General features: G+C 58.7%; 24 protein-coding genes and 3 pseudogenes. 11 read left to right on the plus strand and 16 right to left on the minus strand.

Annotated features, from left to right (window positions below; translation table 11 throughout):
* Positions 1-182: pseudogene (locus ABJH13_RS15920) on the minus strand (epimerase); the annotation flags it as partial.
* Between ABJH13_RS15920 and ABJH13_RS15925 the strand changes: the two are divergent.
* A pseudogene (locus tag ABJH13_RS15925) lies at positions 136-630 on the plus strand (integrase core domain-containing protein); the annotation flags it as partial. The pseudogenes ABJH13_RS15920 and ABJH13_RS15925 sit on opposite strands and share 47 nt — an antisense overlap.
* Before the next feature lie 485 nt (positions 631-1115).
* Here ABJH13_RS15925 and ABJH13_RS15930 read toward each other — a convergent pair.
* The 3 genes from ABJH13_RS15930 to ABJH13_RS15940 all read right to left on the minus strand — a co-directional run bounded on the left by ABJH13_RS15930 (position 1116) and on the right by ABJH13_RS15940 (position 4750).
* Entirely contained in the window at positions 1116-2957 is a 1842-nt protein-coding gene (locus ABJH13_RS15930) for a peptidoglycan -binding protein (RefSeq protein WP_348407205.1), read from the minus strand.
* Positions 2958-2959: 2 nt separating this feature from the next.
* Entirely contained in the window at positions 2960-4144 is a 1185-nt protein-coding gene (locus ABJH13_RS15935) for a biopolymer transporter ExbB (protein ID WP_348407206.1), read from the minus strand.
* A gap of 75 nt (positions 4145-4219) precedes the next feature.
* Complete coding sequence (locus ABJH13_RS15940) at positions 4220-4750, minus strand: gamma-glutamylcyclotransferase (protein ID WP_348407207.1); 531 nt, start codon at positions 4748-4750, stop codon at positions 4220-4222.
* 66 nt (positions 4751-4816) lie between these two features.
* Between ABJH13_RS15940 and ABJH13_RS15945 the strand changes: the two genes are divergently transcribed.
* Positions 4817-5818, plus strand: a complete 1002-nt coding sequence (locus tag ABJH13_RS15945) for a DUF2125 domain-containing protein (protein WP_348407208.1) — start codon at positions 4817-4819, stop codon at positions 5816-5818.
* On the opposite strand, the gene ABJH13_RS15950 is transcribed toward ABJH13_RS15945, so the two are convergent.
* The 5 genes from ABJH13_RS15950 to ABJH13_RS15970 all read right to left on the minus strand — a co-directional run bounded on the left by ABJH13_RS15950 (position 5815) and on the right by ABJH13_RS15970 (position 10088).
* The gene (locus tag ABJH13_RS15950; RefSeq protein WP_348407209.1) at positions 5815-6585 is read right to left on the minus strand and encodes an extensin family protein; all 771 of its coding nucleotides are present in this window, start codon (positions 6583-6585) and stop codon (positions 5815-5817) included. The two genes, ABJH13_RS15945 and ABJH13_RS15950, sit on opposite strands and share 4 nt — an antisense overlap.
* Entirely contained in the window at positions 6582-7502 is a 921-nt protein-coding gene (locus ABJH13_RS15955; RefSeq protein WP_348407210.1) for a prephenate/arogenate dehydrogenase family protein, read from the minus strand. The genes ABJH13_RS15950 and ABJH13_RS15955 overlap by 4 nt, the downstream gene beginning before the upstream one ends.
* Complete coding sequence (gene hisC / locus ABJH13_RS15960; protein WP_348407211.1) at positions 7499-8584, minus strand: histidinol-phosphate transaminase; 1086 nt, start codon at positions 8582-8584, stop codon at positions 7499-7501. Before hisC ends, ABJH13_RS15955 begins: the two co-directional genes overlap by 4 nt.
* 170 nt (positions 8585-8754) lie before the next feature.
* Complete coding sequence (rpsD, locus tag ABJH13_RS15965) at positions 8755-9375, minus strand: 30S ribosomal protein S4 (protein ID WP_348407212.1); 621 nt, start codon at positions 9373-9375, stop codon at positions 8755-8757.
* Between the two features lie 134 nt (positions 9376-9509).
* Positions 9510-10088: a DNA-3-methyladenine glycosylase I gene (locus ABJH13_RS15970; RefSeq protein WP_348407213.1), complete on the minus strand. Its 579-nt coding sequence runs from the start codon at positions 10086-10088 to the stop codon at positions 9510-9512.
* Between the two features lie 134 nt (positions 10089-10222).
* On the opposite strand from ABJH13_RS15970, the gene ABJH13_RS15975 reads away from it, so the two are divergent.
* From ABJH13_RS15975 to ABJH13_RS15995, 5 genes are all read left to right on the plus strand, one after another.
* A complete protein-coding gene (locus tag ABJH13_RS15975; protein ID WP_348407214.1) occupies positions 10223-11065 on the plus strand; it encodes an EAL domain-containing protein in 843 nt (280 codons plus the stop codon).
* A 152-nt stretch (positions 11066-11217) separates the two neighbouring features.
* Entirely contained in the window at positions 11218-12393 is a 1176-nt protein-coding gene (locus ABJH13_RS15980; RefSeq protein WP_348407215.1) for an acetyl-CoA C-acetyltransferase, read from the plus strand.
* A 107-nt stretch (positions 12394-12500) separates the two neighbouring features.
* Complete coding sequence (gene phbB, locus ABJH13_RS15985) at positions 12501-13223, plus strand: acetoacetyl-CoA reductase (RefSeq protein WP_348407216.1); 723 nt, start codon at positions 12501-12503, stop codon at positions 13221-13223.
* Between the two features lie 304 nt (positions 13224-13527).
* Positions 13528-14472, plus strand: coding sequence for a transcriptional regulator GcvA (locus tag ABJH13_RS15990; protein WP_348407217.1), 945 nt, complete (start codon positions 13528-13530; stop codon positions 14470-14472).
* Positions 14469-15338 (plus strand): EamA family transporter, encoded by an 870-nt coding sequence (locus ABJH13_RS15995; RefSeq protein WP_348407218.1) that lies wholly within the window; start codon positions 14469-14471, stop codon positions 15336-15338. Before ABJH13_RS15990 ends, ABJH13_RS15995 begins: the two co-directional genes overlap by 4 nt.
* Here the strand turns inward: ABJH13_RS15995 and ABJH13_RS16000 are convergent.
* From ABJH13_RS16000 to ABJH13_RS16010, 3 genes are all read right to left on the minus strand, one after another.
* Positions 15335-15499, minus strand: coding sequence for a DUF465 domain-containing protein (locus tag ABJH13_RS16000; RefSeq protein WP_348407219.1), 165 nt, complete (start codon positions 15497-15499; stop codon positions 15335-15337). The genes ABJH13_RS15995 and ABJH13_RS16000 overlap by 4 nt on opposite strands.
* A gap of 111 nt (positions 15500-15610) precedes the next feature.
* Positions 15611-16351 (minus strand): methyltransferase, encoded by a 741-nt coding sequence (locus ABJH13_RS16005; RefSeq protein ID WP_348407220.1) that lies wholly within the window; start codon positions 16349-16351, stop codon positions 15611-15613.
* Positions 16348-16563 carry a DUF2007 domain-containing protein gene (locus tag ABJH13_RS16010; RefSeq protein WP_348407221.1) on the minus strand — a complete coding sequence of 72 codons (216 nt, stop codon included), beginning with the start codon at positions 16561-16563 and terminating at the stop codon, positions 16348-16350. The genes ABJH13_RS16005 and ABJH13_RS16010 overlap by 4 nt, the downstream gene beginning before the upstream one ends.
* 55 nt (positions 16564-16618) lie before the next feature.
* Here ABJH13_RS16010 and ABJH13_RS16015 point away from each other — a divergent pair, with 55 nt between their 5' ends.
* The gene (locus ABJH13_RS16015; protein ID WP_348407222.1) at positions 16619-17620 is read left to right on the plus strand and encodes a polyprenyl synthetase family protein; all 1002 of its coding nucleotides are present in this window, start codon (positions 16619-16621) and stop codon (positions 17618-17620) included.
* Here ABJH13_RS16015 and ABJH13_RS16020 read toward each other — a convergent pair.
* The 4 genes from ABJH13_RS16020 to soxR all read right to left on the minus strand — a co-directional run bounded on the left by ABJH13_RS16020 (position 17613) and on the right by soxR (position 22521).
* Positions 17613-18428, minus strand: a complete 816-nt coding sequence (locus ABJH13_RS16020) for a 4-(cytidine 5'-diphospho)-2-C-methyl-D-erythritol kinase (protein ID WP_348407223.1) — start codon at positions 18426-18428, stop codon at positions 17613-17615. The two genes, ABJH13_RS16015 and ABJH13_RS16020, sit on opposite strands and share 8 nt — an antisense overlap.
* Positions 18415-20100: a tetratricopeptide repeat protein gene (locus ABJH13_RS16025; RefSeq protein WP_348407228.1), complete on the minus strand. Its 1686-nt coding sequence runs from the start codon at positions 20098-20100 to the stop codon at positions 18415-18417. The genes ABJH13_RS16020 and ABJH13_RS16025 overlap by 14 nt, the downstream gene beginning before the upstream one ends.
* A 161-nt stretch (positions 20101-20261) precedes the next feature.
* Entirely contained in the window at positions 20262-21911 is a 1650-nt protein-coding gene (locus ABJH13_RS16030; protein WP_348407224.1) for an electron transfer flavoprotein-ubiquinone oxidoreductase, read from the minus strand.
* Between the two features lie 154 nt (positions 21912-22065).
* On the minus strand, positions 22066-22521 hold the full coding sequence (gene soxR, locus ABJH13_RS16035; RefSeq protein ID WP_348407225.1) for a redox-sensitive transcriptional activator SoxR: 456 nt from the start codon (positions 22519-22521) through the stop codon (positions 22066-22068).
* 75 nt (positions 22522-22596) lie between these two features.
* On the opposite strand from soxR, the gene ABJH13_RS16040 reads away from it, so the two are divergent.
* The 3 genes and pseudogenes from ABJH13_RS16040 to ABJH13_RS16050 form a co-directional block, all read left to right on the plus strand.
* A complete protein-coding gene (locus tag ABJH13_RS16040; RefSeq protein ID WP_348407226.1) occupies positions 22597-22977 on the plus strand; it encodes a VOC family protein in 381 nt (126 codons plus the stop codon).
* A 127-nt stretch (positions 22978-23104) separates the two neighbouring features.
* A complete protein-coding gene (greA, locus tag ABJH13_RS16045) occupies positions 23105-23575 on the plus strand; it encodes a transcription elongation factor GreA (protein ID WP_348407227.1) in 471 nt (156 codons plus the stop codon).
* 17 nt (positions 23576-23592) lie between these two features.
* A pseudogene (locus tag ABJH13_RS16050) lies at positions 23593-24074 on the plus strand (hypothetical protein); the annotation flags it as partial.

A 24074-nucleotide genomic window follows, 5' to 3' on the forward strand; every position in this document is an offset into this window, starting at 1 on the left:
TCACGGTAGGCTTGCTCCATATCGACCCTGATCCGGCCTTTGCGGGTGTGCGGTTCTTGAGGTGTCATTTCGTTGAACTCACCCCCTCGATTGCCAAAATTATAGATATTGCCTGGAATAATCACAGTCGCACCACTGGTCGTGCCTGAACGGCCAAATGAGACATGGTCCATGGTCTTCATGGCGAATCAGTTTTGCGGACGGTCGGTCGATCAGGAGTTCGAACGTGCTGGACGACTTCAACCGCGAAGGTTTATGCATCGAAGTGGACTTCTCATTGCCTGCTGAAAGGGGTGCCAGAAGCTTGAACCAAATCATCGGATGGCACGGTCAGCCGCAGACATTTCGTGTAGATAATGACCCGGAATATTTCAGTGGAAAACGGATGGAATAGGCTGAAAAGCGCAATATTCGGCAGGAATACATCCAGCCCGGCAAGCCTCAGCAAAACGCCTGTATCGAACGCTACAACCGCCCGGTTCTGGCGAGTGGTTGAGGTAATACATCTTTGAAACCATCGAAGAGGCACAGGATCAGGCAACGGAATGGCTCCGGACTTACAACACCGAGAGACCTAACGGCGGCATTGTCGGCATCATACCCGCAATGGAACTAAAAGCAGTCGCGTGAATTCTACGGCTGAACCCCATTAAAAATTGGGGAGGATTATCAGGTCAGCGCCGCCGAATTTGACAAGCTACATTCCAAAATCGAGCAACCTGTTTTGGAGCAAAATTCCCCTCCTTTTGGCAGATTGCATTGCAATCGACTACCGGACAAAGGACGCCACGCAGCCGAAGCTCGGGACGCGCGGCAAGAATGATGAATTGGGATCATAAGAATGCGTAAACAGTGCGGCGCGGCTGCAGTGATCACGATCTAGACTTTGCTATCAGCACGTTGGCGAACGCGTTGAAAACCTGCGGGTCATGGAAATCATCAACGAGCAGTTCCTAGAAACGCCATGGTACGGATCGCACAGCGATATAATGGCCTTCACAAAGCCGAAAATATACCTCTCCAATAGCTAAATTCTGACCGCTGCATCTCGTATTGACGACGCAACCCAGCCTTCGACTTAGAAACCAAAAATGCCCCCCCGGTGACTAAATAGCCTATTTCTCGGTGAATTTCAGCTCGATACGGCGATTTTGCGCGCGCGCTTCATCGGTGTCGCCAACTGCAATCGGTTGGTATTGCCCAAACCCGTTGGCCGCAAGACGTTCGGGCGGGATCCCCAACGCATCGACCATATACTTAACGACCGACAGCGCCCGCCCTTGGCTCAGCTCCCAATTGTCAGCATATCGACCGGTCCCAAACAACGGCACGTTGTCGGTATGTCCATCAACCCGCAGGACCCAGTTGATTTCATTCGGGATATCGTCCGCAACGGCTGAAATAATCTCGGCAACCTTGGCCACCTCCTGCTGCCCTTCCACCGACAGGTTCGCACTGGCTGGCGCAAAGAGAACCTCAGACGAAAAGACGAACCGGTCACCCTCAATACGCACACCATCTTGGCGGCCCAACACATCACGCAACCGCCCAAAAAACTCTGACCGGTACTGCTCCAAATCTTTGGTTTCCGCGGCCAAACGTGCGGCTTCGCGCTCCAACCGTTCACGCTCTGCTGTTTCCAACTCTCTGCGGCGGCGTTCTTCGGCGGCCACCCGCGCCAGCGCGGTATTCAGGTCAGACCCCAACGACTGCAACCGAACCTGCGATGCAGCATCACGGGCAACGGCGTCATCCAAAAGCGATTGCAAGCCGCCCAATTGCCCCCGCAATGCCGCCACTTGTTGATTCAACAATTCCGTTTGTCGCTGAGCCGCTGCACTTGCGGCCTGCTCGTTTGCCAGCGTTTGGCGGGCCTGTTCCAATAGCGCGGCGCGGCGTTCGGCTTGCGTGCTGGTTGTGTCGGCCAGGGTCTCGGCGGCAAGTTTGGCCGCCAGCGCCTGAGCCAGTTGGGCGCGCAAGGCATCGCGTTCTGCCGCCGGTTGCCCAGCCGCCGCCAGTTCCGCCTGCAACGCGCGTTCCTCTGCGCGCAGGGCGTCAAGTTCGCCCGCAGACACGTCAGCGGACCGTTCCAGCGCATCAACCCGCACCAACGCCTGCGCCAATCGGCTGTCGAGCTCACCCTCGACTGCGCGCGCCGCAGCAAGCAATGTCAACGTGTTTTCAGCGTCTTGGCGCTGTGCTTCCAAGGCCAATGTCATCGCTGTCAATTCGGCATCGCTATTGGCCAACCGCGCCCGCAACGCCTCGGCCGCAGCCGCTTCGGCAAGGCGCGCGGCCTCTTGTGTGCTCAACGCCGCACCTGCCTCATCAAGGTCAGCGGCCAAGGTCTTTATCTGGTTTTGTGCGTCAGTGTTGCGCGCCTCTAGGTCCGCCACAAGTGCGTTCAGGGCGTCACGCCGGGCCGCCGCCAACCGGGCCGCTTCGACCTGTGCATCGATTTCGCCACGCGCCGAAGACAGTGCCAAGTTCAGCGCTTCTTGGTCGCTCAGCAACTCGGCCTGCGTGGTTTCCAAGATGGCCACATCCCCCAATGCGGTATCACGCTGTGCGATCAACGCCGCAACCTGCGCCTCAAAACGGGTGATCTGCGTCGCAGCCTGATCAAGGGCCACAGCCTGCGCGTCACGGGTGGTCGTCAACGCGGAAATACGGTTTTGCGCATCGGTCAGCGTGGTCTGCAACGCCCCGACTTGGCCCTGCAAATCAGCCGTCGTTTGCTGTTCCAATCCCAACGCTTGCGCCAATGCCGCGACATCCCCCGACAGCTGGTCCAGCTCGTTTTCCTGGCCCGTGATCCGTTCTGTCAGCACAAATTGCACCACCATGAAAATGGTCAAAACGAACATCAGCACCAACAACAAACCCGTCATCGCATCGACAAACCCGGGCCAGATAGAGGCCTGAAACCGTGCGCCTGTGCGTCGAGATAACGCCATGATCAGCCATCCCCCGGCGTGATACGGGTCGTGGCGATACGGGGGCCTTTGTGCATGGCGTCTGCCAGTTTGCCGATATCGACCCGTAATTCTGCAAGGCTTTCTTGCCTACCTGCAGATATTTCTTCGAGGATCCGCAACATCTGCACATCAATCGACCGCAACCGCATGCGGCTTTCTGCGTCGATCCCTTCGCCTTTCTCTTGATTTTCCAACACGGATATCAGCCGTTCCTGACCAGCAGCGACCCGCTCAAGCGCGGCACTTGCGGGGTCCATCCCGTCCATTTTATCTGTCATCCGCCCAATAGACGTGGCCAAAGTGCTCAGGTTTTCGTTCACCTCTGCGCGGCTGACATCCGATAGCTGAAACAGCGCTTGCAGGCGTTCCATCTGTTCGACCATGTGCTCGACGACGCCCGCCAACGCGCCCTGATCACCGGCGGCCTCATCGCCCGAACTGAACCCCACACGGGTGATAGAACTGAGCCACTCTTCAAGTTCGCGGTAAAATCGGTTTTGCCCGTGCCCCGCGAACAGTTCCAGCAATCCCACGATCAACGATCCCGCAAGCCCTAGCAACGACGACGCAAAGGCGACGCCCATCCCGCCCAATTGCACCTGTAGCCCGCTCATCAAACGGTTGAACACCTCAACGCCGCCCTCGCCCTCTTGTGGGGCAAGCCCGCCAATCGTCTCGACGATGGCGGGGACAGTTGTGGCCAGACCATAGAACGTCCCCAAAAGACCTAGGAAAATCAACATGCTTACGATGTATCGGGTGATCTCACGGACCTCTTCGATCCGGGTGCCTACCGATTCCAAGATAGACCGCGTTGACGTGGTGCTCACCTGCATCCGCGCCCCGCGCGCGCGCAACAAGGATGCCAAGGGCGCCAAAAGCTGGGGCGCTTTGACCGATTGATCCAACGTGTTGGACGCAAAGCGTTCGATCCAGCGCACGGACCCGATCAGTTGGAACACCTGATAGAAACACGCCAACACGCCGATGCCGAACACAAACAGAATGAACCCGTTCAGATAGGGGTTGGCCTCAAAGACCGGCAGCACCCGTGGCAGCGCCAGAAAACTGCCAAAACCTGACAGGCCCAGCGCAATCAACATCAAAGAAATTTGTCGTACCGGTTGTGAAAATACCGGTCGCGCCTGTTCAACTGGCAAGGCCATCCGCACTGCTCCTCGCGCGTTATTGTTGTGGTCTGGCGGCAGTTTAACCCGAAAACCAACCTGCGCGCCAAGGAATTATGTGGTCAGTTGCCTAACCCTGTGGCTCAACCAATCCAGATCCGGATCATGCAGGCCGATCTGCGTAAGATGCTGCGCCGTGTTATACAGATATTCGGTGTTCGGCCCCATGCCCCCCACTGCATGCGCGATCACGTTGGCCTGTTTTTCCAACGCCATGCCGCCGCAATATTGGCTGTGGTCGGGGTTGATCACGTAGGCCAGAGCCTGCACGCGCCGCCCGTCCGCCAAGTCAATATCAAGCCGCCGTTCCTGATAGGCGGACGATATCAGCTCGCGTTCTCTGAGATACGCAAGGGTCGTGTCTTCCATGCCCGGTTTGACCGCCAGCGCGACCCCTTCGCAGAAATGCGACGGGTCCTCATCCAACGCCAACACAAGGCCCGGATCATCTTCGGTGCCGCGATGGTGGATCGACCACATGCAAAACGACCGCGCATAGCCCGGCAGCGTCGCAATGACCTGCTCGGCGACATCGAACCCCGGGTTCCACAACAGGCTACCGTACCCGAATACCCACATCGTCATGTTACTGGCCCTCCTTGGCTGCAATGCGTAAACCTCAATTTGACGGGAAACGCAAAGAGGTCGGTTATGCGGCGTATACTGTGGGTCATATGCGTGCTGGCACTGGTGTGGGCAGTGTGGTGGTTTTGGGCCGCCTCACTGGTGCAGCGCGCGGCAGACGGTTGGTTTGAAGATCGGCGCGCCGAAGGGTGGCAGGCCGAATATGGCGCGTTGGATGTGTCTGGTTTCCCCTTTCGGTTCACCGCACAAATGGGGGTTCTGGCGCTGGCAGACCCCGCGACAGGCGTCGCGGTAACGGCCAGTGGGCTCAACATGGCGGCGCCTGCGTGGTGGCCCGGCGACCTGACGGTGACCTTCCCAAATGACGCGATCACCATCGCCAGCCCGCGCGCGCGGGCCACGGTGCTGATGCACGACGCTGTGGCCGCGGTGCGGCTACACCCCGGCCCCATGTTGGCGCTTGAAACATCTGGACTGACGGCGGGCCCGTGGTCGGTCAACGGCCCCGGCGGGCAGGTCGTATCTGCCGCCGATCTTGCCGTCACAATGACCCAACACACCGCGCCGCACACCTACCAGATCACCGCGCAGGCAACCGATTTGCGCCCCGGTGCTGGCCCCCGCGCCACCTTGCGTGTGCCGCAAAACTGGCCTCTGACCTTTGACCGCTTTGCGCTGGACATGGAGGTACAGTTTGACCGGGCATGGGACCGACGCGTCATCGAAGACGCGCGCCCACAGCCCCGCCACATACGCATTGATCTGGCAGAAGCTGTCTGGGGCCAGATGGCCTTGCGCACAGCGGCGGAGCTCAGCGTCGACCCGCAAGGCGTGCCCACAGGGACGGTGTCATTGCAGGCGCGCAATTGGCAGGATATTTTGGTGTTGGCCGAAAGCGCTGGCCTTTTGCCGGCGGCGTTGGTTCCGCAGGCGCAATCGGCGCTGTCGATGTTGGCCCAAGCCAGCGGCGACCCCCGCGCGATTGATGCAACACTGACACTGCGCAACGGGCTTGTTATGATCGGGTTTATTCCAATCGGAGCTGCGCCACGCATATATTTGCGTTAACGGCAGTACGACCCACTGCGATAGCGCGCCGTGTCAAAATGGAAATGGTCGCGGTGAAACCTGTCTGCGTCAGGGCCCAGAACGGTCCCGAAAGGGCCACAGGCATCGCTGTGCATTTTGCGCAAGGCCGCGCCCGTTGATCTGGCGGGCCACCCTTTCAACACGGTGACAGTTGTCCCATCGCGCAGCCGAAACCCCGAGATATCAATCGCGCGCCCTTTGCCATGTTCCGAAATCCGTGCACCGGCCCTGTTGTTGCGCGTACGGCACGCATAATGCGCCGCCACGCGCAGGCCAGTGACGCCACCACCCATTTTGCGCAAGGTGGGCTTTACAGATGTATCGACCCATGTTTTCAACGCCTTGGCCGTCGTGCAATCCATCACGGACTGCTGGCTAAGATCAACGCCAGACACCGCACGCACCCGTACGGCATCAGCAACACCGCATCCGTTTATCCGCCCGTTGACACGCCCCACGACCTCGCCCTGAATACCCGGATCGCCGCAGACGGCACCCTGTGCTAGTTGACGTTGATGCCTGCGGACCGCGCGTTGCACCGCCCGCGTACGTGCGCGTGGCCGCAACGATACCGATGGCGCGCGCGCCTCTGCCGTACTGTTGCGTACGGAAACATCTCCCGATGTGTCCAACACAGGCCCGCTTGCCGTAAACCCCGGCCGCCCAACGGGCCGTTTTGAGGTTTCGGGGATATCCGCCACCACAACATTGGCCACCAGTGCAAAAAGCAAGGTCCAGCGTTTCACGATGGTGTCTTTGTGCGGCCAAAATCGGGGGCCGCTGTGTCTTGACCGGCCTCGATGATACCGCGCCTGATCGCGCGGGTGCGGGTGAAATAGTCGTGCAGGTGGTCGCCGTCGCCCGTACGGATAGCCCGTTGCAACGCAAACAGCTCTTCGGTGAAGCGCCCCAGTATTTCCAGTGTTGCGTCTTTGTTGGCCAAAAACACATCCCGCCACATGGTCGGGTCGCTGGCGGCAATTCGAGTAAAATCGCGAAACCCTGCGGCGGAATATTTGATCACTTCGCTGTCGGTCACCCGGCGCAAATCATCTGCGACGCCGACCATCGTGTAGGCAATCAGATGCGGCGCGTGACTGGTGACGGCCAACACCAAATCATGGTGGTCGGCATCCATGATCTCGACGTTGGCACCGATATCTTCCCATAGGCGGCGCAATTGCGCCACGGCAGTTTCATCAGACCCTTCGGCGGGCACCAACAAATGCCAACGGTTATCGAACAGTTCGGCAAAACCCGATTCCGGGCCGGAATGTTCTGTCCCCGCCAGCGGGTGGCCCGGAATGAAATGAACACCGGCAGGCAGGTGCGGCCCGACGCTGTTGATCACGTCACGCTTCACTGACCCCACATCGGTCACCGTCGCGCCCGGTTTGAGCGCGGGCGCGATTTCGGCGGCAACGGCGCCCATCACACCGACCGGCACGGCCAGCACCACCAGATCGGCGTCTTTGACGGCGTCGGCCAGGCTGTCGCAGACCCTGTCGCACAGCCCAATGCGCCGGGCCGTGTCACGCGTGGCCTCGGAGCGGGCGTAGCCTGTCACCTCCCCTGCCAGCCCTTTGCGTTTCATCGCCCAGAACATCGACGACGCGATCAGCCCCAGACCCACCAACGCCACACGGTTGTATATCACGGTCATGTCGCACCTCGCAGAGTGGCCAGCGCGTCTAGCACCCGTGTGACATCTTCGGCGCGGCCAACCGTGATACGCAGCGCTTCGGGGAACCCGTAGCCTTTGACCAGACGCACCAAAATACCTGCCGCTTTAAGATGCGCGTCTGCGGCCAGTGCGGCTTGTTCGTCTTCAAATCGTGCCAGCACAAAATTGGCCTGACTGTCATCGCAGGCCAGCCCTAACTGGCGCAGTCCCCCAATCAGGCGGGTACGTTGTTGCGCGTTTTCGTGCAGGCAGGTCGCAACAAAATCACGGTCGCGCATCGCGGCATCTGCACCGGCCAACGCGACGCTCGACATGTTGAACGGCCCCCGGATACGGTTGAGCACATCAATCACGTGCTGCGACGCATAGCCCCAACCGACCCGCAGCCCACCCAGCCCATAAAGCTTGGAAAACGTGCGGGTCATCACAACGTTGTCACGTGCAGTGACCAATGCAGCGCCACCATCGTAGCCTTCGACAAACTCTGCGTAGGCGCCATCCAGCACCAGCAAACATGACGCAGGCACCGCATCGGCCAGCCGCGTCAGATCGCCGATATCCAGTGCCGTTCCCGTAGGGTTGGCCGGGTTCGCGATGTAGATCAGCCGTGTCTGCGGTGTGATCGCCGCGATCACCTTATCGACGTCCACGCACCGGTCCGTTTCGGGGGCAACCACCGGCGTCGCCCCTGCGGCCAGCGCGAAAATCCGGTACATCGAAAACCCATGTTCGGTAAAGAGTACCTCGTCGCCCTGCCCCGCAAATGCCATGGCCAGCAGGGTTAGGATCTCATCCGACCCCACGCCACAGACAATCCGGTTTGCGTCTAATCCGTGGATTTCCGCGATGGTACCGCGCAAGGTTGCATGGTCAGTCGACGGATAGCGGTGCAGGCCCAAGGCGGCCTGTGTGACGGCGGATGTGGCCAAAGGGCTCGCGCCAAATGGGTTCTCGTTCGAGCTAAGCTTGAGCGGGTTTTCCACCCCATCAAGCGTCGATGCGCCCCCCTGATAGAGCGCAATATCCATGAGGCCGGGTTGTGGATTTGGTGTGGTGGTCATCGCGTGGTCTCCTGTCGGGGGGACCTTAGCGAGGTGGCGCGCGCTCTGCCACCGCCAAGTCACACGCCCTGCCCGCAAAAACCGCCGCTCAAACGCGAAAACCGCGCCGGCAAGCGACGCGGTTCTGGCAGATTTTGACCGTAGTACTGCGCGCAACCGCGCAGCCCGGTTTAGTTTTTCGCGTAGAATTCCACGACGAGGTTCGGTTCCATCACGACCGGGTAAGGCACATCGCCCAACGTCGGCGTGCGCACGAACTTCGCGGTCATCTTGGAGTGGTCGGTTTCGACGTAGTCAGGCACGTCGCGCTCTGGCAATTGTGTCGCTTCGAGCAAAGCGGCCATTTGCTTGGACCGGTCACGCACTTCGATGACATCGCCCTCTTTGACGCGGTAAGACGGGATGTTCACGACCTTGCCGTTCACCCGCACGTGCTTGTGGTTCACGAACTGGCGCGCGGCGAAAACAGTCGCCACGAATTTGGCGCGGTACACAACGGCGTCCAGGCGGCGTTCCAGCAGACCGATCAAGTTTTCACCGGTGTCGCCTTTGACACGCTCAGCTTCGGCATAGATGCGACGGAACTGTTTTTCGGTCAGATCGCCGTAGTACCCTTTGAGCTTTTGCTTGGCGCGCAGCTGGATACCGAAGTCAGAGATCTTGCCCTTGCGGCGCTGACCGTGTTGGCCGGGGCCGTATTCGCGACGGTTTACTGGGGATTTCGGACGGCCCCAGATGTTTTCGCCCATACGGCGGTCAATTTTGTGTTTGGCAGCGGTGCGTTTGGTCACGGCTGATATCCTTCTGTTGTGGCCCCTACGGGCAATGAAGGGCGTTGTCCTCTGGTCTAAGACCCGACAGGAAACCCCTTGCGGGGTCCACCAACACCAATGAAGCCGCGCTTATACGCCCGCCAAACCCAGTGTCAACGCCTGTCTGCCGCCATTTGTGCAACGGCGGCATGGCGCGGGCAGGTCACCAAATGATCATTAATCATGCCAACGGCCTGCATAAAGGCGTATACTATAGTCGGCCCGCAAAACCGGAACCCTTCGGATTTCAGATCTTTCGAAAGCCGGACAGACAAGGGCGTCTGCGTGGGCACATCGGCCTGCGTTGGCCACTGATTCTGTAGGGGCTCGCCGCCTACATAGTTCCATAAAAATTTATCAAACCCCTCGCGGCTTTCGATCCGTTGCCAGGCCTGCGCGTTGGTAATCGTCGCTTCGATCTTGCCGCGGTGACGAATGATCCCCGGATTGGACAGCAGGTTTTCAACCTCATCAGGGCCCCATTTGGCAATAATATCCGGCTGAAACCCAGCAAAAGCGGTGCGGAAATTTTCCCGTTTTTTCAAAATGGTGAGCCAGCTTAGCCCGGCCTGAAACCCATCGAGCACCAGCTTTTCCCAAAGCGCACGGCTGTCGTATTCGGGCACGCCCCAATCTGTGTCATGATAATTGACATAGATCTCTTCTGGCCCCGCCCAATCACAACGCCCCATCTTATTTTCCTTTCGTTTATCTTTGCGATCAAGTGGTTAAAGAACACACCAAATTAGAACAAAATAAGAATATTTACGGGAATTTAGCAATTTCGGCCGCACAGTAGCAACACCAAAACAACGCGAGAATCCTGATGCCCGGAACACGAAGACAACGGTTGGCCGACGTCCCACCAGGCGCTGAAAACCCCCTGCAATTCGCCCTGTCCCAGCGCGACAAAAGCACGATTAGCCTTGTCGAACAGGCCATTAAACACAAGCAAGTCCTGTTGGCGTTTCAACCCGTCATGCAAGCGCGATCAACCGATAAGGTCGCCTTTTACGAAGGGCTGATCCGGGTCCTCGATTCAACGGGGCTAGTGATTCCCGCAGGCGAATTTATGGGCACCATCGAAAATACCGAATTGGGCCGACAACTTGATACTCTGGCCTTGGGTTTGGGGCTGCGGGCCTTGCACGAAAACCCTGACTTGCGTCTGGCGATCAACATGTCGGCGCGGTCTATCGGGTATCGGCAGTGGAATCGCACCCTTGATCGGTGGTTGAGACGCGATGACACCATTGCCGAGCGCCTGATCTTGGAGATCACCGAAAGTTCCGCGATGCTCGTGCCTGAACTAGTCGTCGATTTCATGGACCGCCTGCAGATCGAAGGCATCTGTTTTGCCATGGATGATTTCGGTGCCGGATATACCGCGCTGCGTTATTTTAAGGATTTCTATTTCGATATCTTGAAAATCGACGGGCAATTTATCCAAGGCATTGCATCAGACACCGACAATCAGGCGCTGACGGCGGCGCTGGTCTCGATCGCCCGACATTTTGATATGCTGACGGTGGCAGAATTCGTCGAGACACAAGAAGATGCGGATACGTTGATCCGGTTGGGTGTTGACTGTCTTCAGGGCTACCACTTCGCCGCAGCAACCACCCGGCCGCATTGGCTTCGCGCGGCAGAAACGGAAAAAGTCATGTAATGTGCCTAACATAGGCACCTAGTTCCCCTCTTGGTTGTCGCCCTGCTGCGAATGCGATAAGGCTGAACCATCAAAGGAGGGGGGTTAGGGTCCTTTGAAACGCGGCCCGGCGAGAGCGCCCCTTTTCCAGCACTGGTAAAGGACAAAAACATATGACGAACGTCGTTATCGCATCCGCAGCACGAACCGCCGTTGGCAGTTTTGGCGGTTCCTTCGCAACCACACCTGCCCATGACCTTGGTGCCGCAGTCTTGCGGGAGATCGTATCACGCGCGGGCGTCGATGCCGCAGACGTGTCCGAAACCATTCTGGGCCAAGTCCTCACCACAGCACAGGGCCAAAACCCCGCACGCCAAGCGCATATTAACGCAGGTTTGCCGCAAGAAAGCGCCGCGTGGACGATCAACCAAGTATGCGGATCCGGCCTGCGCGCCGTTGCTTTGGCGGCACAACACATTCAATTGGGCGACGCTTCTATCGTGGCTGCGGGCGGTCAAGAGAACATGACCTTGTCGCCCCACGCGGCACATTTGCGTGCGGGCCATAAAATGGGCGATGTGAAATACATCGACACCATGATTAGAGACGGCCTGTGGGATGCATTCAACGGGTACCACATGGGGCAAACGGCTGAAAACGTTGCTGAAAAATGGCAGATTGACCGCGACCAGCAAGACGCTTTTGCAGTTGCCTCGCAAAACAAAGCAGAGGCCGCGCAAAAAGCTGGCAAATTTGCTGATGAAATCATGGCGTTTACGGTCAAGGGTCGCAAGGGCGACACCATAGTCGATCAGGACGAATACATCCGCCACGGCGCCACGATCGAAGCCATGCAGAAATTGCGCCCCGCTTTTGTCAAAGGTGGCTCTGTCACGGCGGCAAACGCATCCGGTTTGAACGATGGTGCTGCCGCCGCGCTGATGATGTCGGCGGACGAGGCCGAAAAACGTGGGATCGAACCTCTTGCCCGTATTGCAAGCTATGCGACCGTCGGGTTGGACCCGTCGATCATGGGCGCAGGCCCCATCTACGCCAGCCGTAAAGCCTTGGAAAAAGCTGGCTGGAAGGCCGAAGATCTTGATTTGGTCGAAGCAAACGAGGCCTTCGCGGCTCAGGCTTGCGCGGTCAACAAAGACATGGGCTGGAACCCCGATGTCGTCAACGTGAATGGCGGTGCCATCGCGATTGGCCATCCAATCGGCGCGTCCGGTGCCCGCATCCTGAACACGCTCTTGTTCGAAATGAAGCGCCGCGATGCGAAAAAAGGGCTTGCGACCCTGTGCATCGGCGGGGGCATGGGCGTCGCAATGTGTCTTGAACGGCCATAAAATAAGAGGCGGTGGCGCGCATCTGCGTCGCCGCATCGGCCGCGCGCATGATGCGACGGCCACCTAACTGACGATAATAAAATAAAAATACTCAAGGAGGAACCTACATGTCCCGTGTCGCTCTCGTCACAGGAGGCAGCCGAGGTATCGGCGCTTCAATTTCCAACGCGTTGAAAGACGCAGGCTACACCGTTGCGGCCACCTATGCCGGCAATGATGAAGCCGCCGCCAAGTTTACCGATGAAACTGGCATCAAAACCTACAAATGGAACGTCGCCGACTATGCCGCCTGCAAAGAGGGTATTGCCGGGGTTGAAGCAGATATGGGTCCAATTGAGATTGTCGTGGCCAATGCCGGTATCACCCGCGATGCGCCGTTCCACAAGATGACCCCCGAGCAATGGCAAGAGGTCATCGACACCAACCTGACCGGCGTGTTCAACACCATCCACCCCGTGTGGCCTGGCATGCGGGAACGCAAATTTGGCCGGGTTATCGTGATCAGCTCTATCAACGGTCAAAAAGGTCAGTTTGCCCAAGTCAACTATGCCGCGACCAAAGCGGGCGATCTTGGGATCGTCAAATCGTTGGCTCAGGAAGGCGCGCGCGCGGGGATCACGGCCAATGCGATCTGCCCAGGCTATATTGCGACGGATATGGTGATGGCAGTGCCGGAAAAAGTGCGCGATTCTATCATTGCGCAGATCCCGGCAGGCCGTTTGGGCGAACCCGAAGAAATTGCGCGCTGCGTAGTGTTCTTGGCATCTGACGATTCGGGTTTTGTGAACGGATCAACCATTTCTGCAAACGGCGCCCAGTTTTTTGCGTAGACGAACGCATAGCTGAATGCAAAAGAGCCGGTCACAACGACCGGCCCTTTTTTAATCCCGTAAGGACGCTGCAGCGCTCAGCGGGAAGATGGAAACAACCAATGCCACGCGTCTTTCATGGCCTGTGCGCGCTCGATACGGGCGCGTTGCATGGCGTCACGGGTAATGCGGTCTGTTGTCGCTTCAAACATGGGGTGCTCCTAAAATACACTAATTCATCTGATCTGAAACCTATATGCCACATCTAAAAAAGCCTAACAAACGAGAGTTTCCAGCCCCTCACATAAGATATATTTAACTGATTATGGTTAACAGATTACCCCCCCTGACCGCATTGCGCGCCTTCGATTCCGCGGCGCGGCATATGTCATTTGCAAAAGCAGCCGACGAACTTTCAGTCACACCGGCCGCGTTGAGCTTTCAGATCAAGTCTCTTGAAGAGCACTTGCAAGCCCCCCTGTTTCGCCGATTGAACCGCGCGGTTGAGCTCACCGAAGCCGGGGCAACATTGGCACCCGGTGTCGCGGAAGGGTTTCAGGCGCTCGTCAGCGCATGGCGGGCCACCCAACGCCTGCAAGATACGCAAACATTGACGGTCACGGCCGGGCCCGCCTTTACCGCGAAATGGCTCGCCCCGCGCCTGTATGAATTCGCCCAAGCCCACCCCGAAATCGAACTGCGCTTTTCTGCGGCGTTGCGGATCATGGATTTTGCCCGCGATGCGGTCGATGTGGCGATCCGGTTTGGGCAAGACAACCAAGACGATTTCTATTGTCTGCCCCTCGCGGAAGAATGGCTCGCCCCGGTGATGACCCCTGCCCTTGCCGCGCAGTTTCCAGACCCTCAGAGCCTGACCAAAGCCCCTTTAATTTTTGACGATTCGATCAATTTTATCAAACCGGCCTGCGGGTGGGACCGGTGGTTTGATGCCGTTGGCATTGATTGCAACCCCACGCATGGCCCCCGTTTCAGCCAAGCCGACCACGCCGTTGATGCAGCCCTTGCGGGGGTGGGCGTCGCGCTTGGACGGCGGGCGTTGGTGGTCAAGGACGTCGACGAAGGACGACTGGTTATGCCTTACGGTGTCGCCCTGTCCACGGGTGCGGGGTTCCGGTTTCTGTGCCCAAAAGGCAGCGAAACGCGCCCGCAGGTCAAAGCGTTCCAAGATTGGATGGTCCGCGAAATTCACAAAACCGGCCACGTCACCGACGGTCTCAAGATCGTCCCGGTCAAGGCGCACCCGGCATGAACAAACAGCGCGCCACTGCGATCGGCTTTGCTGCGGTGCTGTTGTGGGCGCTGCTGGCCGTGTTAACGGTTGGCACGGCCCCGACCCCGCCGCTGCTGCTCAATACCATTTGCTTCACGATCGGCGGCATTTGCGGTTTGATCTGGTCGGCGCTATCGGGCGGGTTGGGCATGCTCAGAACCGTGCCGCTGCGGGTCTATATTTTTGGGACGCTAGGGCTGTTTGGCTACCACGCGCTGTACTTTTCCGCACTCAGGATGGCCCCCGCCGCCGAAGCCGGGTTAATCGCCTACTTGTGGCCACTGCTGATCGTGCTTTTTTCGGGGCTGTTGCCCGGCGAAAACCTGCGGCCAGGGCACGTCATTGGCGCGTTCATCGGCTTGGCGGGGGCAGCACTGATTATCTCGGGCGGGGGTGGCGGGTTTCAGGCCGAGCACGCGGCGGGCTATGCGCTCGCACTGGCCTGCGCGCTGATATGGTCTGGGTATTCGGTGTTGTCGCGCGTGATGGGCGACACACCAACCCAATCCGTATCGGTGTTTTGTCTCGGATCAGCGGCACTGTCGTTGCCGTTGCACCTGATGTTTGAACCAACGATTTTGCCGCAATCACCCACCGGATGGGTGGCGATCCTTGTATTGGGTCTGGGCCCTGTTGGTCTTGCATTTTTCGTCTGGGACATTGGGATGAAGCGGGGCGACATCCAAATATTGGGCGCCGCGTCTTATGCGGCGCCACTGTTATCAACCTGCGTGCTGGTTTTCGCTGGGGTGGCGCCTATGTCCGCCTCGCTTGGCATCGCGGCCATCCTTGTTACCGCAGGCGCGCTTGTCGCGGCCCGCGCCAGCCTTGGCAGGTCGCGCTAATTCGAAAGGCGCGTGATTGTTTCTTTTAATCGAAGCTTTTGCTTTTTGAGATCGGCAACGGCCAAATCGTCGGTAGCTGGGGCGCGTTGGGCCAATTCTACTTCTTCGCTCAGGGACTGATGTTTTCTCTTCAGCTGGTCTACATGTGCAGTGACGCTCATTCATTCCTCCTGTTTGCAACGGTACGCGATCAGTTCAACATAAATGGTGTTTCACGTCACGCGGTACAAGCAGCTTGGGCATAGTACCCGTTAAAATTGTATTAACGGCGGCTAAAAGGCAAGCGGCATCGCATCCCGCAGCACAGATTTCACCAGTGGCACGTAATCTTTTGCATCAGATTCGTGCCGTTCACCCGCATGTAGGATCAGCGCAGCATGCAGCCGAAAGGCCCCCCGCCCGTTTTTCTTGGACCGCACAATCACCCGCTCTGGCGCCCGCCCGCGGCGCGATGCAAGCGGCAAAACCTCGGTACTGCCCATCCCGTTTGGCAGCGCACACAGGATCTCGGGCAACCGCTCGATACGGTGAATGAAATGTGCGTATCCTTTTGGTTTCAAACGCTTTGCTGCCGCTTTGACCCAAACTGACAAGGGTACAGCCTCACCGTGGGCGGCTTCGCGGCCCGCATCCTGCGCACTGCGACTTGCGCCACGATCATAGTAGGGCGGGTTAGTGATCACATGGTCAAATTGCCGTTGGCGCAACGCGTCTGGCATGTCGTCGATATCGCCCACAATAACATCAAACGCATTGCCACCGTTGCGTCGGGCCAATTCGGCGTAATCTGGCTGAATTTCGAGGCCTGTGATGGTCAATTGAGGCACGCGCGCACCCAAACACAGCGCTGCCGCCCCAACACCGCACCCCAAATCAAGCACCGATTGCCCCGGTTGCGCCGGCACGCTGGCCGCCAACAGCACCGGATCCACCCCCGCCCGGTAGCCCGAACGCGGCTGCAACAACTGCACCCGCCCCCCTAGAAAGGCATCCCGTGTCAGGTCTGAAATCATGTCGCCAGCGGGATCTCGTTGTCCGTCATCACCCGCGTCGCGCGCTCGTGATCGTCCGTGTGCACCAAAAGCCTCCTGGGGAACAATCCGATGCCCCCTTCAAGCACGCTCATGTTTACGTCCACCTCAAAGCAGGCTATATCCTCGCCCTGAAGAAGGGCCGTGGCAAAGGCGATTATGGTAGGGTCAGTGCTGCGCAAAAGTTCCTTCATATCAGAGATCTAAGGGCAAGCAGGCATGATTGTCGAGCCTGCAAATGGGAAGTCGATGGCGCAGAGCAAAAATTCGCAAAAACCGCATGACCAAATGGCCGCCTATTTGGCCCAGGATCTGGATGCGGTGAACACATTGATCCGCACCCGCATGGCATCGAAACACGCGCCCCGCATCCCCGAAGTGACCGCGCATTTGGTCGAGGCGGGCGGCAAGCGCTTGCGGCCCATGTTAACGTTGGCGGCGGCGGGTCTGTGTGGCTACGATGGCCCCTACCACGTGCATCTCGCCGCGACGGTTGAGTTTATCCACACCGCGACGTTGCTGCATGACGATGTCGTCGATGAAAGCGGGCAGCGCCGTGGCCGACCAACCGCCAACCTGTTGTGGGACAACAAATCTTCGGTTCTCGTGGGCGATTATCTGTTTTCGCGTAGCTTTCAGTTGATGGTGGAAACTGGGTCTTTAGAGGTGTTGGATATCCTTGCCAACGCCTCGGCGACCATTGCCGAAGGCGAAGTGCTACAGCTGACCGCCAGTCAGGATCTGGCCACCACCGAAGCGATTTATGTGCAGATCGTCCGTGGCAAAACCGCTGCGTTGTTTTCGGCCGCGACAAAGGTGGGCGGGGTGATTGCCACAGCCTCCGACGCGCAGGTGCAGGCGCTGTATGACTACGGCGACGCCCTGGGGATCGCCTTTCAGATCGTGGATGATTTGCTTGATTTTCAAGGGGATGCCGGTGCGATAGGTAAAAACCTGGGCGATGATTTCCGCGAGCGCAAATTGACGTTGCCGTTGATAAAAGCCGTGGCGCGCGCCGACACCGAAGAGCGCGCATTTTGGGAACGCACCATCGAGAAAGGCCGCCAAACGGACGGCGACCTTGAGACGGTGCAAAGCTTGCTGCGCAAGCACAACGCCCTGACCGACACGGCCACCCAAGCCCGCGACTGGGCCGCCAAAGCAAAGGCCGCGCTGGCCCCGCTCCCCGAGCATGCCCTCAAGGATATGTTGGGCGATCTGGCGGATTACGTGGTCGAACGGATCAACTAAGCGTCGTAGCGACGCACCACCAATCGGGGTGGTCTGCCGCGATAGACTGCGCCGCGGCTTGCGCATCTGGCAACGTTGGATACAGACCAAAACACGTAGATCCCGACCCAGACATCCGAGCCAACAGCAGGTGTTTTGTGCCGCCCAATGCCTGCACAACATCTACTATGGCCGGGGCAACTTGCGTGGCGGGGCCTTGCAGATCGTTGCGCTGTGACACCAGCCAATCCATCCAAGCCGCCCCTGTTGACGGCAACGGATCCAAGGGGGAGTTTTCTTTACGATCAAGCAGTTGAAAGACATCCGGGGTCGCCACATGCACGCCCGGATTGACCAGCACCGCAAAGAACGGCGCGATTGTCGTGATGCCTTTTATCTGGTCGCCAACCCCGCGCATACGTGCCGCCTGGCCGCGTTGGCACACCGGGACATCAGCCCCCAAAGACACCGCATTTTGTGTGACGCCAAGCGCACGCAACACCGCACCGGCATCCGCAGACCCACCCCCGATACCGCCGCCATGCGGGAGGTTTTTCTCGATCCGGATATGGCCCTGCCACCCCGCCAGTTCGGCGGCGCGCCAAGCAAGGTTTCGTTTGTCGGCGGGCACACCAGCCGCAAAAGGGCCGCAGATATCCATGTTGAGGCCTGCGCCCTTGGTTAGCCACAGCCGGTCACCAACCTGCGCAAACACGACGATACTGTCGAGCAGATGATACCCGTCGTCACGTTGCCCCGTCACATGCAGGGTCAGGTTGATTTTAGCCGGCGCAAAGGCCCGCGTCGCTCCGGTATCAGTCTGCGGCAACTTGCAACGGGTCCGCGCCCTCTTCTTGCAGCACAACATCCAGACCCACGTCTAGCTTGCGCCGGATCCTATCGGGCTTGGCCTCGCTGAGGGGGTCATCCTCGTCCACAAAAGACAAGGCGCGCGCCCACTGGAATTCGGCCTCGCGTTTGCGCCCGACGGCCCAGTAGACATCACCCAAATGGTCGTTCACAACCGCATCGACGGCCATTAATTCAACCGCGCGTTCCATGTGTGGCACCGCGTCTTCGTAGCGACCCAACCGGTACAGCGCCCACCCCAACGAGTCGATAATATACCCGCTATCGGGGCTGGCAGCGACGGCGCGTTCGATCATATCCAACGCCTCATCAAGCTTAACCTGCTTTTCAACCAACGAATACCCGAGGTAATTCAACACCTGCGGCTGGCCCGGATTAATCTCTAGGGCTGCGCGGAAGTCGGCCTCGGAATTTTCCCAATTGCCTTGCCGTTCATGGGAAATGGCGCGGGCGTAATACAAAAACCAGCTTGGCCCGCCACGGTCCTGCACCAATGCCACCGCTCGGTCATAGGCGGCAATGGCCTCGGCAAACCGGTCCTCTTGACGCAGCGCATCCCCCAGCGACGACTGCACAGTCGCCAGATGCCCATGGCTGCGCGCCAATTGTTCAAGCACCTCAATAGACGCCTCGGGTTTGTCCAACGCGCGCAACGCAGCCGCGCGCCCCAATTCGGCCGCGTGATAGGCCGGATCATCCTGCGGGACGCGTTTATAGACGGCGATGGCCTCGTCATATTGCTGCAGGTCCTCAAACAACCCCGCCGTCAAAAGCAATGCGTCCACGTGGTCGGGGCGCAGCGCCAAACCAGTTTGTGCATACAGAATCGTAAATTCGGCGCCGGTTTCATTGCCAAGCGCCGCCGCCACAGAATAGAAAACCTCGGCAAAGCCGTCCTGCACCGACGTCACATGCTGGAACGGCACGGTTGCGTCGCTTTTCAGGGCGGCGATGACCTGTTCAATTTCAGGGTCCGTCGCCCCGTTGAACATACGTTGCAACAGGTCCAGCGCATCGGCATCGCGATCAAGCTGCGATAGGATCTCGGCGCGGGCCAACACACCGCGCCGCGTTTGGATCACCGGCTGGGAGGGGTCGGCGCTGAAAATCGCCTCTGCGCCCTCGAAATCACCAACCGATGCCAAGGCCATCGCTTTGTGATACAGCGCAAAGCTCGCCAACCCAGGTTCCGTGGATACAGCGTCAAAAGCCACCAGCGCGTCTTTGACACGGCCCGCGCCCAAGGTCGCCCATGCTTTTATCAGCCCGTCAACCAACGGCCCGACGCTGGCATCGCTGTCCAGCAACCCGTCGTAATCCGCGCCAAGGATTTTATCCGCCACCAGTACAAGGTTGCCGATCTGGCTTTCGCTCCCCGATGCGGCAAGCGACTTGGCCACAGGTGTCGCCCGGTCTACCCGCCCCAAGGCGAGTTGGGCAGCCACGACATTTTCCATCAACGCCAGATTAAGCGGGTCACGCGTCAGCGCTTGGGTGAAATAATCCGCCGCCTGATCAAAGTCGCTTTGTATCGCGGCGGATCGTGCGGCCAAATAGGCCCCCGCGATCGATTGGGCCTCAAGCGGCGCGGAACTTGCAAAGGACACGGCCAATGCGGCTGCGGATGTCATCAGGGTGCGAAACACGGAATGCTAGCTTTCTCATCTGGGTCGGCGCAGGCTAGCAGGTTCAGGACCAAGCGCAATGCTCTGGCCTGCCCCGCCGCCCGCAAAAGCAGTTTATCGCGTGAAAGTTACGTGCCCCAAACCCCGGTGCAACTGGCGCGCGCCAACTACATGTTGGGGTAATTCGGCCCGTCCCCGCCCTGCGGCGTGGTCCACACAATGTTCTGTGCGGGGTCCTTGATGTCGCAGGTTTTGCAGTGCACGCAATTTTGGAAATTGATCACAAACCGGGTGTCCTGCCCGGCCTCTTCGACAAACTCATACACTCCCGCAGGGCAATACCGCGCCGACGGCCCTGCGTATGTCACAAGGTTGTCCCGCACCGGCACATCCGCGTTTTTCAATGTCAGGTGGGCGGGTTGGCTTTCTTCGTGGTTGGTAAAGGAAAACGCAACATTGGTCAGCCGGTCGAACGACAGTTTGCCGTCGGGTTTAGGGTATTCGATAGGCTGGTGCAGGGCCGCATGCTCTGTCGCTTCGGCATCGTTTTTGCCGTGCCCAATGGTACCGAACAGCGAAAACCCAAGCGTGTTGGTCCACATGTCCATCCCGCCCAGAACAAGACTGGCCGTTAGCCCGTATTTCGACCACAGCGGTTTTACATTGCGGACTTTGCGTAGATCATCGCCGATCTTGCCCTCGCGCACATCGGTTTCATAGGCGGTTAGCGTGTCGCCACTGCGCCCCTGCGCGATGGCGGCAATGGCGGCTTCGGCGGCGGCGATGCCCGACAGCATCGCGTTGTGGTTGCCCTTGATCCGCGGCACGTTCACCATCCCCACCGAACAGCCCAACAACGCCACACCGGGTGCAACCATCTTGGGCATGGACTGATAACCACCTTCAGAAATAGCACGCGCCCCGTAGGCCACACGTTTCCCACCCTCGAGCAAATCAGCCACCATTGGGTGATGCTTGAAACGTTGGAATTCCATGTAGGGAAACAGATGCGGGTTCTTGTAGTTCAGGTGCACCACGAACCCCACATAGACCTGATTGTTTTCCAAGTGGTAGATAAACGACCCGCCCCCTGCATTGCCGTTTAACGGCCACCCCATCGTGTGGGTGACAGACCCTTCACGGTGTTTGGCGGGGTCGATCTCCCAAATTTCCTTCATGCCGAGGCCAAATTTCTGCGGCTCGTGCCCATCTGAAAGGTTGTATTTTTCGATGACCTGCTTGGACAAAGACCCCCGCACGCCCTCGCTGAGGAACACGTATTTGCCGTGCAATTCCATGCCCGGCTCGTAACTGCCGCCTTGGGTGCCGTCTGGGTTCTTGCCAAATTCACCCGCTACGACGCCTTTTATTCCGCCGTTTTCATCGAAAACCAGCTCAGAACACGACATTCCGGGGAAAATCTCCACACCCAGCTCTTCGGCCTGTTCGGCCATCCAACGACACACGTTGCTCATAGACACAATGTAGTTGCCGTGATTGCTCATCAATGGCGGCATCGGGAAATTGGGGATGCGGACCTGCCCCGCCTCGCCCAGCATGTAAAATTTGTCGTCTGTGACCGGAACCGTCAGCGGCGCGCCTTTGGCTTGCCAATCAGGGATCAGCGCGTCCAGACCCACCGGGTCAAGCACAGCTCCCGACAAGATATGCGCGCCCACTTCAGAGCCCTTTTCCAGCACCACAACGTTGCAATCCGCATCCAATTGCTTGAGACGGATCGCCGCAGACAAGCCCGCAGGCCCCGCACCAACGATGACCACATCGTATTCCATTGCTTCGCGTTCTGTCTCCGACATGTGCATGCTCCCTTATAATTCGACGCGGCATCGACAATACCACGCAATATTCTTTCGCGATTGGCTAATGCAGGTCACGCGCCAATGCAATCGCAACCGGGCGTCACGACCCAGTTTGAGGGTTCCGTGTGCATCAATTCTATGCGCCATTCTGTCACCGTTCGGGGCGATCGCCCATCAAATAACGCGGCCCCGCCCCATGGTCGGCCGCACGGTCCACCGGGTTATACAACGCGCAGCTGGGCAAACTGAGACAGCCACACCCGATGCACCCGTCCAGATTGTTGCGCAGCCGCGTCAACGTGTCGATCTTTTCGTCCAACCGGGCGCGAAACCCCACGCTGATCCGGGCCCAATCTGCCTTGGTGGGGGTGCGCCCGCCCGGCAGGCGGTCAAGCTCGGCGCGGATATCGGGCAGCGTGAACCCGAATTGCTGTGCGATCATAACAAAACTAAGCCGCCGCAGGTCGGAGCGTTGGAACCGCCGTTGCCCGCCCGCGTTGCGCCAAGGTTTTATCAACCCCTGCGCCTCGTAGTACCGGATCGCCGACACAGCGAGCCCTGTGCGCGTGGCCAACGCGCCGATAGATAAGCCTTCGTTCACAGCCATATAAAATCCTTGACCTAAAGTTAGGTTTAGGAATTACGGTAAGTGTTGTCACACATCATGTACAGGAAAAATCTAATGACGGCATACCTTGAACACGCCAATTACACCGTATCCGACAACGCAGCCACCGCAGCCTGGATGCAAACACTCTTTGGCTGGCAAATCCGCTGGCAAGGCTCATCGATTGACGGCGGGCGGTCCATCCATGTGGGCACGGCCACGCAATATCTGGCGCTTCACACCCCCGCAGACGCGACCGTAGGAAAAGCCGACAGCTATCACATGAACGGCGGTCTCAATCATATTGCGGTTGTGGTGGATGATCTCGCAGCCACCGAAGATGCCGTCACACGGGCCGGTTTCACCCCCACCGACCACGCAGATTACGAACCCGGGCAGCGGTTCTATTTTCATGATCACGACAATATCGGATACGAGGTCGTCCAATACGACTGACACGCATAACCGCCAATCGACTGACTGGCCCTTGCATTTCCTGCCGCCTTTGGGTCAGGTAGGGTCCAACATTCATCCGCGGCCCCCGGTTTGACCGGCGGGCCGCACCAGTTCGTGGACGATACCGATGGACAAAATACCTATGACCCGCAGCGGCCACGCTGATCTCGAAGCAGAGCTCAAGCAGCTGAAATCCGTGGAACGCCCGGCCATCATCAAGGCCATCGCAGAGGCGCGCGAACATGGCGATCTGTCAGAAAACGCGGAATACCATTCTGCCCGCGAAAAGCAGTCGTTCATTGAAGGGCGCATCAAAGAGCTAGAGGGTGTGTTGGGCCTCGCAGAGGTGATCGACCCGTCCAAGATGTCGGGTACGATCAAATTCGGCGCCAAGGTCACGCTGGTTGATGAGGACACCGACGAAGAAAAGACCTGGCAGATCGTCGGCGAACACGAGGCCAACATCGAAAAGGGTCTTTTGAACATTAAATCGCCGATCGCCCGCGCGTTGATTGGCAAGGACGAAGGCGACAGCGTAGAGGTGCGCACGCCGGGCGGTGGCAAAGCCTATGAGGTGCTCAAAATCGTCTACGCCTGACAGGAAGAATGACGACGATGGCTGACACAGACCACATATCCGACCCCGCAGACAGCGGCAGCCGCCCGACACCGTTGGGCGTCTATGATCAACCGACCCCCCAAGGCATCACCAGCATCGAGATTGTCGCGCTGGCGGTATCGGGGCTGTGGCTTTTGGTATCTGCGATCATCGTGTTCTTGGCGGGCGATGCCGATGGCCTGCGGCGTTTGATGACGTTGGTGGTTGTGGTGATGCCCGTGGGGATGATTTGGGTCGTGGCCACAACGCTCAGATCCAGCCAGATCATGCAGGACGAAACCCAACGGCTGCACACGGCCATTGATGCCATGCGCCACGCTTATATCGCGCAAAATCAAAGCGGTGCGATGGGTCCCGAACCTGCATCGGTTGCGCGGAAACTAGATGAAATTGCCGCCGCAGCGCGCAAAACGGAAACCGCACTGGCGGTCTTTGCATCGCGCCGCGACGAAGACCGCAGCCCCCCGCCCCCCACGGC

The sequence above is a fragment of the Roseobacter sp. genome (genome assembly GCF_039970775.1).
Taxonomy (GTDB): Bacteria; Pseudomonadota; Alphaproteobacteria; order Rhodobacterales; family Rhodobacteraceae; genus Roseobacter.